This is a genomic window from Curtobacterium sp. MCPF17_003 (genome assembly GCF_003224385.1).
Taxonomy (GTDB): domain Bacteria; phylum Actinomycetota; class Actinomycetes; order Actinomycetales; family Microbacteriaceae; genus Curtobacterium; species Curtobacterium flaccumfaciens.
The window spans coordinates 211,050-227,895 of record NZ_QKLC01000003.1; the positions used below are offsets into that span (position 1 = coordinate 211,050).

Genomic DNA, 16,846 nt, shown 5'->3' on the forward strand with positions numbered 1-16,846 from the left:
TCGTGGAGGGTTGCTGCAAGCATTCGCTCCCGGGTTCCGCCTCGTGTGCTCGGCCTGGGTGACGGAGAACGAAGACGGCCGGCTGAAAGTTCTCGGCCCGCCCCTACGACGCGAGCATCTGCGCCACCACCGCGTACAGCTCCTTGGGGTCGCCGGCGAGCATCTGCTTGATCAGCGCGGCCTGCTCGTCCACCACGACCTCGTAGTCGTCGCGCTCGACCCCGTCCAGGGTCGCGCGCGCCACGTCTGCCGGGTCGGTCTTGGCCATCGAGACCCCCGCGGTCATGTCGGTGTCGGCCACTCCGAGGTGCACGGACATCACCGCGGTCCCTTGTCCGGCCAGCTCGTGGCGCAACGCGTTGCCCATGTTCCACAGGGCGGCCTTCGACACCGCGTAGGCGGAGGCTCCGGGCATGGCGAGCCACGAGGCGCCCGAGGCGATGTTCACGATGCTCCCACCGCCGTTCGCCGCCAGGACCGGCGCGAACGCGCGGATCACGGACAGGGTGCCCCAGACGTTCGTGTCCATGTCGGCGTGCGCTGCGTCCAGATCGCCCAGCAAGGTCGCCGTGGTCGCGATCCCGGCGTTGTTGATCAGGAGATCGACGTCGGTGGCGACCGCGGCGGCCGCTGTGACGGACGCGGGGGAGGTGATGTCGAGGGCGAGGCGCTCGACGCCCTCGAGGTCGATCAGGTCAGGGCGTCGGGCGGTGGCGTAGACCTTCGCCCCACGGGCGATCAGCTGCGCGGCGAGGTGGCGTCCGATACCGCGGTTCGTGCCGGTGACGAGGGCGGTGGCTCCAGAGAGGTTCATGCCCGCTACGCTAGAACCTGACGTCAACGTCAGAATCAAGTCCGAGGGGCAGAACGATGCGGATCGGTGAACTCGCAGAACGGGCCGGCGTCAGCGTCCGGTCGCTGCGGTACTACGAGGAACAGGGCCTCCTCGAGTCCGAGCGGACCACGGGCGGACACCGGGAGTACCGCGAGCCCGATGTCGCGCGGGTGCGCTTCATGCAGATGCTCTACGCGGCGGGCATGCCGAGTCGTCGGATCGTCGAACTCCTGCCCTTCCTCGACACCGGGGTCGCGACGCGGACGATGCTCGACCACTTCGACGAGGAGAGCGATCGCATCCGACGCCAGATCGAGACCCTCGGTGCCACCCACGACCGCCTCGCGCGGCTCCGCGACATCGCGGCGGAGTCCGTCGCGGGGCGGCCGCCGGAGGAGTGCCGCTCGTCGGCGAACGCCGCCGCCGCCTGAGCGCCCCGACTAGCTGGCGGCGGGCCTGCTGAACAGGTTGACGACGTTGCCGTCCGGGTCGCGGACCAGTGCGGAGCGGTTGCCCCACGGCATCGTGGTCGGTTCGAGGACGACGTCGTCGCTGCTGAGCTGCAGTCCGGCGAAGTCGCCGTCGACGTCGGCGACCTCGAACTCGATGAGCACGGAGCGGTTCGTCGCGGGCGTCAGCGCGTCGCCGAGCATGGCCACCGTCGCGGTGCTGGCGATCGCGAGGGTCCCACCCGGGCCGCTGAACTGCGCGAAGACCGGTGCGGGGCGCTCGGCCTGCTGGCCGGTGACCCGTTCGTAGAAGGCGACCATGCCCTCGAGGTCGTCGGTGATGATGCGGACGGATGCGAACGACATGGGGTTCCTCACGGTGGTGCTGCTGACTCGGAGTGACCAGCTTCTCCGGCCGTCGCGACACCGTCCTGTCGGTGTTTCCGGAAACCGACGGCGCAGCTACTCGTCGAGGACCGGCCGGAGTCGTCCGTACTGGATCGCGAGGTCCTCGGATCGCAGGACGCGCTGCGCGGGCCGCTCGTCGGTGACCTCGACGGACAGCATCCGGTCACCCCGGAACGCCCGCACCCCGTCGCGCATCCGGCACCAGGCGATCAGGTACCACTGACCGTCCTTCCCGATCGACCCCAGCGGTTCGACGTCTCGGACGGACTCCGCTCCGTCGGCGTCCCGGTACCGGAGCCGCACGACTCGATCCGCGCGCAGGGCCGCCGCGAACTCGGCCGGGACCACCGTGTCCTCGTCGTCCTCCAGGAAGTGCACCCGGGATGCCAGTGCGCTGGCTCGTGCGGCGTCGCCGGCGGGCATCACCGCGAGCGTCTTCCTGGCCGCGGTGTGCGCGGCGTGCCGGAACGGACTGCGCCCCAGTGAGCCGAGCCCGATCAGCACCGCGAGGGCCTCATCCGGCGTGAAGCCCGCCGGGCCGAGCGTCGCGGACGCGTCGATGACGTACCCACCCGTCCGGCCGGGCTCAGCCCAGATCGGCACACCCGACTGCTGCAACGCGGAGATGTCCCGTTCGATCGTCCGCACCGACACCTCGAACCGTTCCGCGAGACGACGCGCGCTCCGCGGTTGCGGGGAGACAGCGCGCAACTCCTCCACGAGGCCGTAGAGCCGGTCGGTGCGGTTCACCTCGTCATCTTCCCCCGCGCGTCGACCTTCCGTCCGATCCACGCCGTCTCGTGTGACGGGGGCTTACTCCGCGGAGCGCAGCTCCTGCACATCGCCGTCGGAGCACTTCGAGACGCCGGTGATGCTGTAGCGCTGCGGGTAGGCGTTGAAGCCGATCGAGGTGACGGGGCCGTCGACGCCGCGGATGCCGGTGAGCGGGTCTGCGCCGCCGCTCTCGAACCGTTCCGTCGTGATCCCCTTGGCCTTCCAGAGTTCCTCGACGGTGCGGATGTCGGCTGCCGGATCGCCGCCGCCGTCCGTGCCGCTTCGCTCCAGGATGTACACGAAGCGGGCGCCTTCCTGGCCGCCCGACCGGGTGCAGACCTCGGCAGCGGGGCCGCGGTAGACGGTCCAGTCGCCGCCGACCGCGTCGGTCGACTCCTTGACGACATCGACGATCGACTTCTCGGCGTCGGACGGGTCCACGGTCTTGCCTCCGGGGGTGTTGCTACAGCCGGTCATGGTCAGCGCCGCTGTCAGGACGAGGACGCCGGTGCTGGTGCGGGCGAGGCCGCGGAATCGTTCGTTCACGGTCACAGTGTCCACTGCGGATTCTCCAGGAGCCGGGACTCCGCTTCCTCGATCTCGACGGCGGCACGGTTCCCTGGTGACGCGTCCCGGTGGCCGGGCTGCGGCACTCGACGGGTGACGACGACGGACTGGAGGCACGGTGCCAGCTGGCACCGTGCCTCCAGTCCGTTGCGGCTCACGTCCGGCTCAATGCCCGGTGAGCGCGCGGTGGGCGAAGTCGAGTCGAGCGGCCGACCGAGACGCGGGGAGCCGCCCGCCGATCTCGAGGGTCGCCAATCCGTGGAGCGTCGCCCATGCCACCTCGGCCTCGGTGCCGTCGGGCCCAGGGAACGCCTCGTGGATCGCGGCGAAGGCGCGCTGGAGCGCGTCCGGGGCGGTGCCCGCCCCGAACTCGATCCCGGACGGCATGGAGAACATCGCGTCGTACACCCGCGGCTGGTCGACGGCGAACCCGAGGTACGCCTGCATCCGGGCCCGCGGGTCCGCTGGCACGGCTTCCATCGCGACCGCGATCGCCTTGAACCCCTCGAGCGCGACCGCGTCGATCAGCGCCTGTCGGCCGCCGGTGAACGCGGAGTAGATGACGGGCTGCGTCACCCCGATCTCGGACGCGAGTCGTCGCATGGTGACGGCGTCCCACCCTTCGGCTGCCGCGACCCCGCGAGCCGCCTGGGTGATCTGCGCGCGCCGGTCGTCGAGGTCGGGAGCGGGTCGAGGAGACATGGTGAAAGGGTAACAGAACAAGGTTACCTAACAATACTAGACATGGGGAAAGGGCCGCATTAACGTCGTTACAGAACGACGTTAGGCAATCACCGGAAGGTTCCCCCATGTTCATCGCCGCACTCGCAGTCGCCGTGCTCGGATGCCTCTTCATCCTCTTCATCGGTGGCCGGTTCCTCCTCGCACCGACGGTCGCCACAGCCGGGTTCGGCGTGGCAGAGGACCGCCGCAGGGCATTCACGAGCATCAAGGGGGTCCGCGACATCACCTCCGGCATCGTGCCGCTGGTGGTCCTGCTCGTCGCCGGTCCGCACGCGTTCGGCTGGGTGCTGCTCGCCGCCGCCATCACCCCGATCGGTGACGCGATCATCGTCGTCACGAACGGCGGGACGCTCCGCCAGGCGCTCACCGTCCACGGTGCGACGGCGGTCGTGCTCATCGTCGCCGGGCTCGTGCTCGCCCTCGGCTAGAGCTTCGCCGTCGACCCCGTGGCGCGGATCGTCATCGCTCGACGACCTCCGCCGCTCGTACGGCACGCACCCGCAGGAAGTCGAGCTTGTCGGCGTCGGGGCCACTCTCGGGCGTGGAGTAGACGACGAGCTTGATGTCGGAGTCGGGCACGGTGACGACGTCGCAGTCCAGGACCACGTCGCCGACGGTCGGGTTGTGCACCGTCTTCACGAGCGACTGGTGTGCCGCGGCTCGTCCTTCGTCCCAGTACCCGGCGAAGCGTTCGCTCTCGGTCCGGAGCCGGGCGATGAACGCGCGGAACGCGGGGTCGCCGCCGAGGCTGCCGGCGGTGCGTCGGAGGTCGGCGACGAGGGCGCGTTCGAACGGTTCCGGCCCACCGTGCGCCGTCGCGATCTCGGCGATCCGGTCGTCGAGGAAGGTCTGCACGATCAGGTTCTGTTCGGGGTCCCCGCGCACCGACGGCGCGTCGAAGAGCGCCTGCCAGAGCGGCGTGGAGTGCAGCAGTGTCCAGTCGGCGGCGAACACGGCGAGCGGCAGGTCACCCATCCGGACGAGCATCCGCTGGACTCCGGGTGGGATGTGGCGGGACACCACGCCGGCCCGGGGTGAGGCGAGTCCGGCGGCGCGGTGGAACAGGTCCGTCTCGGCTCGGTCGAGCTGGAGCGCACGGGCGAGCGCCTGGACGACCTGGGCCGAGGGGGTGCGGGAGCGGCCCTGCTCGAGCCGCATCACGTAGTCGGCGCTGACACCGGCGAGCTGCGCGAGTTCCTCACGGCGGAGTCCCGCCGTCCTGCGCCGACCGTACGACTCCATCCCGACGTCCTCCGGGGTCAGCCGACCCCGCCACGATCGGAGGAGATCGCCGAGGGCTTCGACCTGGTCTGCGGACACCCCACCATTCTCCGCGCGGGGACCCGCCGCTGGGTAGGACTGTCCTTCCGTGGCTGGAGATCCCGCAGCGGCGCACGCTGGTCACCTCACCACCAGCAACGAGCTCGAAGGAGATCCATGACGAACACCCTCATCACCGGCGGCAACAAGGGCATCGGCCGAGAGACCGCGCGACGGCTGATCGCCGCCGGGCACACCGTGTGGATCGGCGCCCGCGACACCGATCGCGGTCGGCGAGCCGCCGAGGAACTCGGGGCGTCGTTCGTGCAGCTCGACGTCACGGACGACGCCTCGGTCGTCGCGGCCGCGGCGACGATCCTCGACCAGGCGGGGCACCTCGACGTCCTGATCAACAACGCCGGCATCCTCGGGGACGTCACCGCACCCGAGGACATGACCGTCAACCAGCTGCGCGCGGTCTACGAGACGAACGTCTTCGGCGTCGTGCGGGTGACGAACGCGTTCCTGCCGGTCCTCCGGCGGTCCGCGCAGCCCTCCGTGATCAACGTGACGAGCGGCCTCGGATCGTTCACCATGATCCACGACCCCGAACGCGTGGAGTCGCGGTACCCGCTCGCGGCCTACGGGTCGTCGAAGACGGCGGTCACGATGCTGACCATGCAGTACGCGAAGACGACGCCGGACGTCCGCTTCAACGCGGTGGACCCCGGCCAGACCGCGACGGAGTTCACCGGGAACCTCGGGCACAGCGTCGAGGAGGGCGCCGACGCGGCCGTCCGGGTCGCGACCCTCGGTGCGGACACGCCCACCGGCACCGTCACGGATCGCGAGGGCACCCTGCCCTGGTGACGGCGCGGCGATCCCCACTCCGTGACGGGCTGGAGGCACGGTGCCAGCTGGCACTGTGCCTCCCGTCCGTCCGCTGGTCGCGTCGGGCGACCGACGCCGGCTTGTTCACCCAACCGACGCATGCGCGTGGCAGGGTGGTGCGGGGGCATCGTCGCCCGCAGCCCAGCCAGCCGCCAGCGGAGCACGATGCCAACACCCGACCTGATGATCGTCACGGACCTCGACGGGACGTTCCTCGACCACCACGACTACTCGTTCGACGCGGCCCTGCCGATGCTGGAACAGCTGCGGGCGGACGACGTCCCCGTGGTGTTCTGCAGCAGCAAGACGCGTGCCGAGATCACGGCGCTGCAGGCACGCTCCGGGCTCGACGGGCACGCGTTCGTGGCGGAGAACGGCGCGGTCGTCGTCGGACCGGCGGGCGACGTGCTGGTCGGACCGGGCGACGGCGAGCTCGAGCGGCTGCACGCAGGACTCGCCCGCGTCCGCCGGGCACTGCATCTGCGGTTCGAGACCTTCGGTGGCGTGACCGATGCGGTCGTCGCCGCGTGGACGGGGCTCGACCTCGAAGCGGCCGGACGAGCGCAGCAGCGCGAGGCGTCCGAGGTGCTGCTCTGGCACGCCGAGGACGACGACCGGGCGGACGCGTTCCGCGCGGCGCTCGCCGCGGTCGGCCTCGACCTGGTGCGGGGCGGCCGGTTCTGGCACGTGCTGGCGGCGGGCCGCGACAAGGGCGCGGCGGTCCGGACGTTGACCGCCGACCACGAGCGTCGGACGGGGACGGTCCCGCGCACGATCGGACTCGGTGACGGCCCGAACGACACGGCGATGCTCGACGCGGTCGACTTCGCCGTCGTGGTCCGCGGACACGGCCCGGCACCCGGACCACTCGCCGACGACCGACCCGAGCGCGTCCACCGCACGACCGCCCCCGGCCCGCAGGGGTGGACCGAGGGCCTCACCCGATTCACCACCCCGTCCGTCAGGAGCCACCGATGAGCGACTTCCACCAGAACGGCGTCATCACGACGTTCCACGACCTCGGTCGCCGCAGCACCGCGAGCCTCGAAGAAGACCTGCGCGGCTTCGCCGAGAAGCGCCCGATGAGCCTGATCCTGCCGGCGCTGTACTCCGAGCTCGAGCGTCCGGCCCTGTCGCGGATCGTCGACGAGCTGGCCGAGGCCGACTGGCTCAGCGAGATCGTGATCGGGCTCGACCGGGCCGACCGCTCGCAGTTCGAGCACGCCCGCGAGTTCTTCTCGCGGCTGCCGCAGCGGCACCGGATCCTGTGGAACGACGGGCCGCGGCTGCGCGAGCTCGACGCCGAACTGGAGCGCGCTGGCCTGGCACCGGGGGAGCCCGGCAAGGGCCGGAACGTCTGGTACTGCACCGGGTACGCCCTGGCGTCGGAGCGGGCGGACTGCATCGCCCTGCACGACTGCGACATCACCACCTACGAGCGGGGCATGCTCGCGCGGCTGTTCTACCCGGTCGCGAACCCCGCGTTCGACTACGAGTTCTCGAAGGGCTACTACGCCCGCGTCGCCGACGGTCGGATCAACGGCCGCGCCGCACGGCTGCTCGTCGGGCCCCTGCTCCGCTCGCTCCGCCAGGTCTACGGGGAGTCCGAGTACCTGGAGTACCTCAGCAGCTTCCGGTACCCGCTGTCCGGCGAGTTCGCGATGCGTGCCCACGTGCTGAACGGCCTGAAGATCCCCGGCGACTGGGGACTCGAGATCGGCATGCTCTCCGAGGTCTACCGCGACTACGCGACCCGGCAGGTGTGCCAGGTGGAGATCGCCGACGCGTACGACCACAAGCACCAGCCCCTCGCCGAGGCCGACGGCACCGGCGGCCTCGCACGCATGGGCAACGACATCGTGCAGTCGCTGCTCCGGAAGCTCGCGACGATGGGCGTCCCGCTCACGGCCGACTCGTTCCGGGTGCTCAAGGCGACGTACTACCGGAACGCGCTCGACATCGTCGAGGTGTACCGGCACGAAGCCGAGATGAGCGGGCTCGCGTTCGACCAGCACGCCGAGGAAGCCGCGGTGGAGCTCTTCACCAAGGCGATCCTCGACGCCGGCGGCGCGTTCACGGCGCGGCCGAACGACAAGCCGTTCATCCCGAGCTGGAGCCGGGTGCGCTCGGCGGTGCCGGACGTGCTCGACCGGCTGCGGGACGCGGTGGAGGCGGACCAGCAGGACTGATCCGGCGCCCTGGGCGTGCGCCCTGGGTGCGGGTCAACGGTGGACGGGAGGCACGGTGCCAGCTGGCCCCGTGCCTCCCGTCCGTCGCTCTGGCGCCGTTCTCAGGCCGCGCGCTTCGGTGCCCAGCCGAGTTCCGGACCCAGCCGCTCGGCGATGTCCGTGGTGATCTGGACGTAGTCGTCGGGCTCGAACGAGAACGGGAGCGCGAAGGCGACCTCGGTGACCGCCTGGTAGCCGACGTCGGCACGCAGCCGGTCCGCGATCTCGGCCGACGTGCCCACCAGGTCGGCGGCGAAGAGCATCCCGGCGGGTCCCATCGGCACGCCGACGCGGCCCGAGCGCCTGTCGACGTAGGCGCGGTAGCGGGCCTCCTGCTCGGCCGTCGCGGTGTCGGTCGGGATGACGACCAGGCCCTGCGAGACGCGGGCGGCAGCGGGGTCGGGGTGGACGTCGAGGTAGGCGTCGATCTGGGCGCGCTGGTTCGTGGCGAAGTCCGTGCCGACCTCGCTGCGCGTGACGCTCGAGGTGAGCAGGTGGAAGCCGTTCTCGCCCGCCCACACGGCCGACCTCGTGCTGCCGGTGCCGTACCAGATCCGGTCGGCCAGGCCGGCGCTGTGCGGCTGGACGGTGCTCGCGAACTCCTCGATGCCACGACGTTCCACGGTCTCGGTCACCGGGTCGCCGCGCACCAGGTCACGGAAGCGCAGGAGCCGCCCGTTGCCGAGGTCCTCGTGCTCCAGGGTGTCGGGGTAGATCGCGTCGCTGTACAGGTCGAAGTGCATCGGGGTGCCGACCGAGAACCCGGGGTTCAGGCGGCCACCGAGGAGCACGTCGACCGTGCTGAGGTCCTCCGCCAGTCGGAACGGGTTCTCCGCGCCGATCGGGGTGACGGCGGTGCCGAGGTCGATGCGCGAGGTGCGTTGCGAGGCGGCGGCCAGCACCGCGACCGGCGAGGAGATGCCGTGCTGCAGGTGCCGGTGGCGCAGCCAGGCGCTGTCGAAGCCCAGGGCCTCGGCGCGCTCGATCACGCGCAGGGTGTCCTCGTGGCCCTCGGACGGTCGGGCGGGGTCGAACGACCCGATCGTCAGGAAGCCGAGCCGGTGCAGGGGAGTTCCGTCGAGGGGCATGGGTCGATCGTGCCAGACGCGCCGTGCCGGGTCCGTCGTGCCCGGTGCGTCGCCCAGACCCCGGTCTTGCCGGTCAGGGCCGGGTCTCCTTGATCAGCGCCTCGACGTTGTTGCCGTCCGGGTCGGACACGAATGCCGTGTACGCGCCGTACTCCGGCCAGTAGCGCGGCTCGTGCCGTGACACCCCGCCGGCGGCGACGGCCTCGCGGTGGAAGGCGTCGACCTCGCTCCGTGATCCGGCCTCGAACGCCAGGTGGAGTCCGCGCGTCGTCGCCTCGGAGGTCCGGGCGGTCTCGAGCGAGACGCTCGGGGTGTCGTCCCCGTGCTGCCAGAACTCGGCGACGGAGTCCGTGCGGTAGCCCGCCCCGATGCCGAGGGGCGCGAGGGCGGCGGTGTAGAACGCGGCGCTCGCGGCGAAGTCGCTGGCGAAGACGCCCAGGTGGTGGATGAGGTGACGACCCGGCATGGGACGACCCTAGGCCGAGATCGCGGCATCCGTCCGGGCAGCACCCCGGTCCCGCTGGCAGGCTGGATCCGTGCACATCACCCTCGACTCCGCGACCGACATCGTCATCTCCGGCATCCGTTTCCCGGAGGGCAACCGCTGGTACGGCGGTCGGCTCTGGTACTCCGACATGCACACCGGCCAGGTGTTCTCGGTCGACCCGTCCTCGACCGACGGCGCCCGGCTCGAGGCCACCGTCGACGGGCAGTCGTCGGGGCTCGGCTGGCTCGCCGACGGGCGTCTGATCATCAGCTCGATGGAGTCCCGCACGGTCGTCGCCGTCGAGCCGGACGGCAGCACCTCGGTGTTCGCCGACCTCTCCACGATCGAGTCGTCGCTCGTGAACGACCTGGTCGTCGACGCCCAGACCGGCCGGACGTACATCGGCGCCTTCGGGTACGACCTGTACGCGGGCGAGGAACTGCGGCCCGGCCCGCTCTACGTGATCGACCCCGACGGCTCCGTCCGCCTGGCCGCCGAGGGCCTGGTGTTCCCGAACAGCGCCAACATCCTGCCCGGCACCCGGACCCTGGTGGTCAGCGAGACGTGGGGCGGCCGGCTCACCGCGTTCGACATCGAGGACGACGGTTCGCTGACCGGGCGTCGCGAGTGGGCAGCCCTGCCCGGCGGCGTGACCCCGGACGGCAGCACCGTCGACCGTGACGGCGCGATCTGGGTGTGCTCGGTCGACACGGGGGAGTTCCTGCGGGTCGTCGAGGGCGGCGAGGTGACGGACCGCATCGACGCCCCCGGGGACTGCGCGATCGACTGTGCGCTCGGTGGCGAGGACGGTCGCACCCTCTACCTGGCGACCGCCGACAGCTACGACCCGGCCGTGACGGCGACGACGCGCGCCGGTCGGATCAGTTCGGTGCGGGTCGAGGTCCCCGGGTGGTGAACCCGAGCGACCTCGCCGAGGCGACGCGTCGTGCCGAGCACCTGGTCGAGCACGGGCCGACGGTGGTCGTGATGTCGCAGCAGGCGGGGTTCGCCGGCATGTCGATCCTGTGGGCGTTCATCAGCCTTCCCTCCGTGCTCCGCACCGACTCGGTGATCTGGTTCCTGTTCGCCCTGGCCGGAGCGGTCGTGAACGTGACCGCATGGGTCGGTGCTCGACGCCACCGCAGGCTGCTGCCGTATCTCGTCGAGACGCCGGAACAGCCGCTCGGCGCGCTCACGCCGGCGGACCGCAAGTCCGTCACCCGACAGATCAGCGGACGGGCACCGGTGACGCCCGAGGCCGTGCCGCTCGTGCGGGCGATGCTCGCGTGGCAGCGACGCTCCACCTGGACCTCGGCCCCGACCCTGATCGGCACCGGGCTGAGCCTGTTGGGACTCGGAGGTGCCTCGGCCACGACGTTCGGTTGGGGTTGGGCGTTCCTGGTGTTCATCGCCGTCGTCGTGATGTTCGTCACGGTCGCGACGGTGATCGGCGTACGTCGAAGCCGCCGGGTCCTGGCCGAGCTGGACCGGGCAGGGACGCCGGTCTCCTGACCTCGGGTATGCCGCCTCCAGCGTCGGTCAGCGTGGGTACGGTGAGGCCGAGATGGACAGTCAAGGTCCGGGGGAGGCCAGGCTGGTCCCATGTCGGACGAGATTGTCGAGCAGGAGTGGTTCCGAGCCGTCCTGCGCTCGGTCGGCGGGTCGGTGGACCGGGTCGAACGGCTGCACGGCGGGGCGGTGAACCACACCTACCGGGTGGACCGCGCGGGTGCTGCACCAGTGGTCCTGCGGTTCCCCGTCGACCCGCTCCGGCAGGACGAGTACCCCGTCGAGTCGTGGGCCGCTCGGAGCGCGAGCCGGGTCGGCATCCCGGTCGCCGAACCGCTCGCCCACGGAACGGAGGGCGGTGTCCCCTTCTCGGTGTCGGAGTACGTCGCGCCCGACCCACGACCGATCGACCGCCCGTGGCGGTGGCTCGGTAGCGCCGCCCGAGCCGTCGCCACGATCCCGCTCGTCGATGCGCCTCGGTCGTTGTTCTCGCGGTTCGGCGACGACCTCCGGCTCGCCTGGACCGCGCACCTCGACTACGACCTCGATGCGCTCGGCGACGACGATCCGCTGCTCCGTGACGGTGCCTACGCGTCGCCGGACCGGGTGCGTGATCGTCTCGCCCCGCTGTCGGACGTGCAGTTCGAGTTCGGGCTGGCCCACGGCGACCTCGCACCTCGCAACCTGGTCTCCCGCGGTCCGGACCGGCCGCCGGTGCTCATCGACTGGGGCGCAGCGGAGACCGGTCCGGCACCGTGGACGGACGCCCGCCGGGTCTTCGTGTGGACGTTCATCGACGGGTCCGTCACCCGCGCGGACCACGACGACTTCATGACGGCTGCCGGACTCGCCTCGGACGACGACCACCGCCGGCTCGCGTCGATGACCGCGCTGCACCTGATCGACGTCACGCGGTGGGCGCGTGACCGGCGACCGGACCTGTACGACGAGTACCTCGGGCGCTGCCGCAGCGGACTCGAGCGCATCGAGGAGGTCGTCGGCCCGGCCTAGCGCAGGCGACAGGGACACCAGACGACACGGACCCCCGCCCACCCGCGTCACCTGCACCCCTCCGGGTACGGCAGACTGCACGGACAAGCATCCAGGAGTGATCGTCATGTTCGTCGCCGCCATCGTCTTCCTCGTCATAGCGCTCGTCGCGCTCTTCTTCCGAACACGCACCTACTCCACCCCCGCACGACCGGCCACACCCGGTCGCGAGGCACGCCCCGCCGTCCCGACCCGCCGCCCGAACCTCATCGCGACGTGGACCGCGGCCGCTGCCGGCGTCTTGTTCGTCGGGCTCACGCTCGGCAGCACCCTGTACGCGCAGGACACGGGCGAGTCGAAGGTGCAGGTGGACATCTCCGGCAACATCGTCGGGCAGAGCACGGACTCCGGGTTCCACTTCAAGGCTCCGTGGGCCACGCTCCACACGTTCAACATCCGGAACCAGACCGTCACCTACATCAACGCGGTGAACGGCTCCGACTCGGACAACAACGGCAACGTCCGCTCCGGCCCGTACGTCACGGTGCAGGACCAGGACGGCGTCTCGTCGAACGTGAGCCTCAACCTGCAGTACAGCATCGACGCGAAGTCGGTCACCGACATCTACCGGTCGTACAAGACCGAGGAGAACTTCAAGACGCAGTTCATCGGCAACTCGGTGCGCAGCGTCGTGCGCCAGGTGCCGAACGACTTCACCACCATCGAGCTGATCACCAAGCGCGGCACCGTCGAGAAGGCGATGATCCAGGCGCTCGAGAAGCGGTGGAAGGGCTCGGGCGTACACGTCGACAACTTCGCCCTGCAGGAGATCACGCCGCCGAAGTCCGTCATCGACGCCTACGCCACCGCGCAGCAGGCGCAGATCCAGGTCACGAAGGAGCGCGCGCTCCTGGACGCCAAGAAGGTGCAGGCGCAGCAGCAGGTCGCCGAGGCGCAGGGTCAGGCCGACGCCAACGAGGTCCTCAACGAGCACCCGCTCTCCGACGCCGCCCTCAAGCAGCGCGAGATCGAGGCCCTCAAGAGCGCCGGCGACAACGGCTCGCTGATCGTCGTGCCGCAGGGCACGGACAACATCCTCAGCCTGCCGGGCACCTCGGGTTCGAAGAGCAAGTAGCGCGCGCCGAGACACCGCCCAGTAGCCGAGACGCCTCCGTTGTCGCCAGGCGTCTCGCGCACGGGGCGGCGTCGGGGGAACACGACGGCGTCTTCCGGATCCGAGACGCGCGCCGAGACGGACGGGAGGCCCGGTGCCAGCTGGCAACGGGCCCCCCGTCCGTCGGTGTGGCGGGGTCCGGGTCCCCGCTCAGGCCGCGCCGTGACTGGCGCGGCTGCGCCGCGAGAGCGAGTCGATGATGACGGCCAGCAGCAGCACCGCGCCGGTGATCATGTAGCGGATCGACGAGTCGAGGCTCAACAGGGTGAGCCCGTTCGAGATCGACTGGATCACGATGATGCCGAGCAGCGCCGACCAGGCGCTGCCACGGCCGCCGAACAGGCTGGTCCCGCCGATCACGGCTGCGGCGATCGCGTTGAGGTTCGTGTCACCGGCGCCGGACGACAGGCTCGCCGAGTTCAGGCGGGCGGCGGCGAGGATGCCGCCGACGGTGGCGAAGAGCGAGGTCAGCATGAACACCGAGATGTAGATGCGGTTCACCCGGATGCCGGAGCGTCGTGCGGCCTCGACGTTGCCGCCGACCGCGAAGACCGAGCGGCCCCAGCGGGTGCGCTTCAGCACGAAGTTCATCAGCACGACCAGCACGACGAAGAACACGAACGAGGTGCCGGTGCCGAAGTCGCGCGACAGGTACCAGACCATCAGCGCGAGACCGAGGAACAGGGCGACGGCCTTCACGACGGTCAGGGACATCGCCCCGGTCGACAGCCCGGCACGGCGGCGGCGGGCAGCGCGACGGATCTCGGTGAAGAAGAGTCCGCCGGCGGCCAGGACGGCGAGCAGGTACGCGAGCCACGGCGGCAGGTACGAGGCCGAGGCGAACTGCACGATCGGCGAATCGTACGGCAGGTTGATCGAGCCGTTCGGCCCGAGGATGAGCAGCTGCAGCCCGAGGAACCCGAGCAGACCGGCGAGCGTGATGACGAAGCTCGGCACTCCGAAGCGGGTGAACAGCAGGCCGTAGAGCAGGCCGGCGGCGGCACCGACGGCCAGGGCGACGGTGAGCACGAGCCACAGCGGCCAGCCGAGTGTGGTGAGGCCCTGGCCGAGGATCGCGGCGGAGAGCCCGCTGACGCTGCCGACGGACAGGTCGATCTCGCCGAGCAGCAGCACGAGCACGATGCCGATCGCGATGGTGCCGACCGCGGCGCACTGCAGGGCGAGGTTGACCAGGTTGCCCGGGGACAGGAAGTCGGGGGAGAGCGCCTGGAACACCGCCCAGATGACGATGAGGCCGACGACCACCGGCAGCGAGCCGATGTCGCCGCCGCGGACCCGTCGGACGAACGCCTTCGCAGCGCCGCCGATCCCCTGGTCACGCAGGAGCCGCTCGTCCTGCAGGTCGGCGGCCGAGGGCGTCGGGGTCGCTGCGGTGAGGGTCTCGTCGGTCTTGCTCATGCGGGGGGCTCCTGCTCGGTGCGGGCGGCGGCGCGACGGGTGACGGCGTTGTCGGTGGCGCCGGTGATGGCCGCGATGATCTCCTCGTAGGAGACGTCGTCGATGCGGAAGGTGCCGTTGTTGCGGCCGAGTCGCAGGACCGCGACCCGGTCGGCGACGGCCTGCACGTCCGCGAGGTTGTGGCTGATGAGGACGACGCCGAGTCCGCGCTCGCGCAGGCGTTCGACGAGGTTCAGGACCTCGGCGGTCTGCGCGACACCGAGCGCGGCGGTGGGCTCGTCGAGGACGACCACCTGCGGGTCGCCGATCAGCGAGCGGGCGATCGCCACGGTCTGTCGCTGCCCACCGGACAGCGACGCGATCGGGATCCGTACCGACGGGATCCGGGCCGCGAGCTGCTGCAGGAGCTCCCACGAGCGGCGCTCCATCTCCTCCTCGTCGAGGAACGGGTGGGCGATCTCGCGCCCGAGGAACAGGTTCGAGACCACGTCGAGGTTGTCGGCCAGGGCGAGGTCCTGGAACACCGTCGCGATGCCGAGGGTCTGGGCCGCCGCGGGGTTCGGGACGGTGACCTCGTCGCCGCCGAACGTGATCGTGCCGCCGTCCGGCGTGTAGACCCCGGCGAGGATCTTCACGAACGTCGACTTGCCAGCGCCGTTGTCACCGACGATGGCGACCACCTCGCCCGGGTAGACGTCGAAGTCGATGTCGCTGAGGGCCTGGACGGCGCCGAACCGCTTGGTGATCCCGCGCAGGGACATCACCGGGTCGGCGGAGGGGTGTGCTGCTGGTGACGCGTTGCTCACGGGTGTCGTGCTCACGGGTGTCGTCCTCGATCGGTGAGGCCCGCCCGGTCCGCAGTCGGACCGGGCGGGCAGAGGGGGGTCGGGCCTACTTGATGCCGGCGCTGTCGCAGGCTGCCTTGTACTGCGCGGTGCAGATCTTCGACACCTCGTACAGGCCGTCCTTGACGACCGTCGACTGCACGTTGTCCGTGGTGACGGCGACCGGGTCGAGCAGCGTCGACTGGACGCTGGCGCCCCCGGCGGTGTCGACGGTGGTGTCGCCCTTCGGGGTCTCACCCTTCGCGAACTGGATCGCCAGGTCGGCGGCCTTCGACGCCTCGGGCTTGAAGGCCTTGTAGACGGTCATGTACTGCTCACCGGCGAGGATCCGCTGGATGCCCGCGAGCGAGGCGTCCTGCCCGGTGACGGGCGGGAGCTCGGTGACGCCGGCCGACTTCAGGGCCGCGATGACGCCGCCGCCGGTGTCGTCGTTCGCCGCGTAGACGCCGGTGATCTCGTCCTTGCCGAGCTTGCTGATCTGGCCGGCTGCCCAGTCCTGCGCCTTGGCGGGGTCCCATCCGGGGGTGTCGTACTCGGCGAGCACCTTGTAGCCGCTGTCGTCGATGACCGAGTGCGCGCCCTTCTTGAACTGCGAGGCGTTGTTGTCGGTGGGGGAGCCGTTCACCATGATGATTCCCGAGCCCTCCGGGACCTTCTTCGCCTTGAGGGCGTCGACCAGGGCCTGGCCCTGCAGCTCACCGACCTTCTCGTTGTCGAACGAGATGTAGTAGCTCAGGTCGGGGCTGTTGATGAGCCGGTCGTAGGAGATCACCGGCACCTTCTTGGCCTTCGCCTGCTGGACGATGGACGCTGCGGCCTCGCCGTCGAACGGGTCGAGGACCAGCACCTTGACGCCCTGCGTGAGCATCGACTGGGCCTGCTGCAGCTGCTTCGACGCGTCGCCGTCGGCGTTCGCGTAGATGACCGAGCAGCCGCTGCACTGCTTCTTCACCTCGGCGGTGAAGAGCGGGCGGTCGGCGCTGGCGTAGCGGGCGGTGACGGAGTCGGGCAGGAGCAGGCCGATCTTGGCCTTCGACGCGTCCCCGCCGCCTCCGCCGGAACCGGTCCCGGCGTCCGCGCCGTTGGAACAGCCCGCCAGGGTGGTGATCGCGAGCAGCAGGGCGCTGACGCCCAGCATCGCTCGTGTGGTGGATTTCTTCATTGAAACGTCCTCCAAC

At 70.7% G+C, this 16,846-nt stretch carries 20 protein-coding genes; 9 read left to right on the forward strand and 11 right to left on the reverse strand.

All coding sequences use genetic code 11. The annotated features are described in order from the left end of the window. Positions 1–103 precede the first annotated feature (103 nt). A complete protein-coding gene (locus tag DEJ30_RS05000) occupies positions 104–814 on the reverse strand; it encodes an SDR family oxidoreductase (RefSeq protein WP_110859307.1) in 711 nt (236 codons plus the stop codon). Positions 815–870: 56 nt separating this feature from the next. On the opposite strand from DEJ30_RS05000, the gene DEJ30_RS05005 reads away from it, so the two are divergent. Then, the gene (locus tag DEJ30_RS05005; RefSeq protein WP_110859308.1) at positions 871–1,266 is read left to right on the forward strand and encodes a MerR family transcriptional regulator; all 396 of its coding nucleotides are present in this window, start codon (positions 871–873) and stop codon (positions 1,264–1,266) included. Between the two features lie 9 nt (positions 1,267–1,275). Here the strand turns inward: DEJ30_RS05005 and DEJ30_RS05010 are convergent, their stop codons facing one another. The 4 genes from DEJ30_RS05010 to DEJ30_RS05025 all read right to left on the reverse strand — a co-directional run bounded on the left by DEJ30_RS05010 (position 1,276) and on the right by DEJ30_RS05025 (position 3,735). Beyond that, positions 1,276–1,650 (reverse strand): VOC family protein, encoded by a 375-nt coding sequence (locus DEJ30_RS05010; RefSeq protein WP_110859309.1) that lies wholly within the window; start codon positions 1,648–1,650, stop codon positions 1,276–1,278. 96 nt (positions 1,651–1,746) lie between these two features. Beyond that, a complete protein-coding gene (locus DEJ30_RS05015) occupies positions 1,747–2,442 on the reverse strand; it encodes a YafY family protein (protein WP_110859310.1) in 696 nt (231 codons plus the stop codon). A gap of 63 nt (positions 2,443–2,505) precedes the next feature. Next, positions 2,506–3,012, reverse strand: a complete 507-nt coding sequence (locus DEJ30_RS05020; protein WP_146238498.1) for a hypothetical protein — start codon at positions 3,010–3,012, stop codon at positions 2,506–2,508. Positions 3,013–3,198: 186 nt separating this feature from the next. Then, the gene (locus DEJ30_RS05025) at positions 3,199–3,735 is read right to left on the reverse strand and encodes a TetR/AcrR family transcriptional regulator (protein WP_110859312.1); all 537 of its coding nucleotides are present in this window, start codon (positions 3,733–3,735) and stop codon (positions 3,199–3,201) included. Positions 3,736–3,842: 107 nt separating this feature from the next. On the opposite strand from DEJ30_RS05025, the gene DEJ30_RS05030 reads away from it, so the two are divergent. Continuing rightward, on the forward strand, positions 3,843–4,205 hold the full coding sequence (locus tag DEJ30_RS05030; protein ID WP_110859313.1) for a DUF4267 domain-containing protein: 363 nt from the start codon (positions 3,843–3,845) through the stop codon (positions 4,203–4,205). 31 nt (positions 4,206–4,236) lie between these two features. Here the strand turns inward: DEJ30_RS05030 and DEJ30_RS05035 are convergent, their stop codons facing one another. After that, entirely contained in the window at positions 4,237–5,097 is an 861-nt protein-coding gene (locus DEJ30_RS05035) for a helix-turn-helix transcriptional regulator (protein WP_110859314.1), read from the reverse strand. A gap of 117 nt (positions 5,098–5,214) precedes the next feature. Between DEJ30_RS05035 and DEJ30_RS05040 the strand changes: the two genes are divergently transcribed. The 3 genes from DEJ30_RS05040 to DEJ30_RS05050 all read left to right on the forward strand — a co-directional run bounded on the left by DEJ30_RS05040 (position 5,215) and on the right by DEJ30_RS05050 (position 8,117). After that, positions 5,215–5,907, forward strand: a complete 693-nt coding sequence (locus DEJ30_RS05040; RefSeq protein ID WP_110859315.1) for an SDR family NAD(P)-dependent oxidoreductase — start codon at positions 5,215–5,217, stop codon at positions 5,905–5,907. Between the two features lie 186 nt (positions 5,908–6,093). Next, complete coding sequence (locus DEJ30_RS05045; protein ID WP_110859316.1) at positions 6,094–6,906, forward strand: mannosyl-3-phosphoglycerate phosphatase; 813 nt, start codon at positions 6,094–6,096, stop codon at positions 6,904–6,906. Further along, positions 6,903–8,117 (forward strand): glycosyl transferase, encoded by a 1,215-nt coding sequence (locus DEJ30_RS05050; RefSeq protein WP_110859317.1) that lies wholly within the window; start codon positions 6,903–6,905, stop codon positions 8,115–8,117. Before DEJ30_RS05045 ends, DEJ30_RS05050 begins: the two co-directional genes overlap by 4 nt. 101 nt (positions 8,118–8,218) lie before the next feature. On the opposite strand, the gene DEJ30_RS05055 is transcribed toward DEJ30_RS05050, so the two are convergent. Together DEJ30_RS05055 and DEJ30_RS05060 are read right to left on the reverse strand one after the other, a co-directional pair. After that, positions 8,219–9,244, reverse strand: coding sequence for an LLM class flavin-dependent oxidoreductase (locus DEJ30_RS05055; protein ID WP_110859318.1), 1,026 nt, complete (start codon positions 9,242–9,244; stop codon positions 8,219–8,221). Between the two features lie 73 nt (positions 9,245–9,317). Beyond that, entirely contained in the window at positions 9,318–9,710 is a 393-nt protein-coding gene (locus tag DEJ30_RS05060) for a VOC family protein (protein WP_110859319.1), read from the reverse strand. Positions 9,711–9,780: 70 nt separating this feature from the next. Here DEJ30_RS05060 and DEJ30_RS05065 point away from each other — a divergent pair, with 70 nt between their 5' ends. From DEJ30_RS05065 to DEJ30_RS05080, 4 genes are all read left to right on the forward strand, one after another. After that, entirely contained in the window at positions 9,781–10,647 is an 867-nt protein-coding gene (locus tag DEJ30_RS05065; RefSeq protein ID WP_181420009.1) for an SMP-30/gluconolactonase/LRE family protein, read from the forward strand. Further along, on the forward strand, positions 10,644–11,243 hold the full coding sequence (locus DEJ30_RS05070) for a hypothetical protein (protein WP_146238499.1): 600 nt from the start codon (positions 10,644–10,646) through the stop codon (positions 11,241–11,243). The genes DEJ30_RS05065 and DEJ30_RS05070 overlap by 4 nt, the downstream gene beginning before the upstream one ends. A 90-nt stretch (positions 11,244–11,333) precedes the next feature. Further along, positions 11,334–12,251 (forward strand): phosphotransferase family protein, encoded by a 918-nt coding sequence (locus DEJ30_RS05075; RefSeq protein ID WP_110859322.1) that lies wholly within the window; start codon positions 11,334–11,336, stop codon positions 12,249–12,251. 106 nt (positions 12,252–12,357) lie between these two features. After that, the gene (locus DEJ30_RS05080) at positions 12,358–13,365 is read left to right on the forward strand and encodes an SPFH domain-containing protein (protein ID WP_214523964.1); all 1,008 of its coding nucleotides are present in this window, start codon (positions 12,358–12,360) and stop codon (positions 13,363–13,365) included. A gap of 189 nt (positions 13,366–13,554) precedes the next feature. Here DEJ30_RS05080 and DEJ30_RS05085 read toward each other — a convergent pair whose 3' ends face one another. The 3 genes from DEJ30_RS05085 to DEJ30_RS05095 all read right to left on the reverse strand — a co-directional run bounded on the left by DEJ30_RS05085 (position 13,555) and on the right by DEJ30_RS05095 (position 16,830). Beyond that, a complete protein-coding gene (locus DEJ30_RS05085; RefSeq protein WP_110859323.1) occupies positions 13,555–14,823 on the reverse strand; it encodes a sugar ABC transporter permease in 1,269 nt (422 codons plus the stop codon). Further along, positions 14,820–15,584, reverse strand: coding sequence for an ATP-binding cassette domain-containing protein (locus tag DEJ30_RS05090; RefSeq protein WP_110859324.1), 765 nt, complete (start codon positions 15,582–15,584; stop codon positions 14,820–14,822). Before DEJ30_RS05090 ends, DEJ30_RS05085 begins: the two co-directional genes overlap by 4 nt. 130 nt (positions 15,585–15,714) lie before the next feature. Next, positions 15,715–16,830 (reverse strand): sugar ABC transporter substrate-binding protein, encoded by a 1,116-nt coding sequence (locus DEJ30_RS05095; protein ID WP_071246748.1) that lies wholly within the window; start codon positions 16,828–16,830, stop codon positions 15,715–15,717. Positions 16,831–16,846 lie beyond the last annotated feature (16 nt).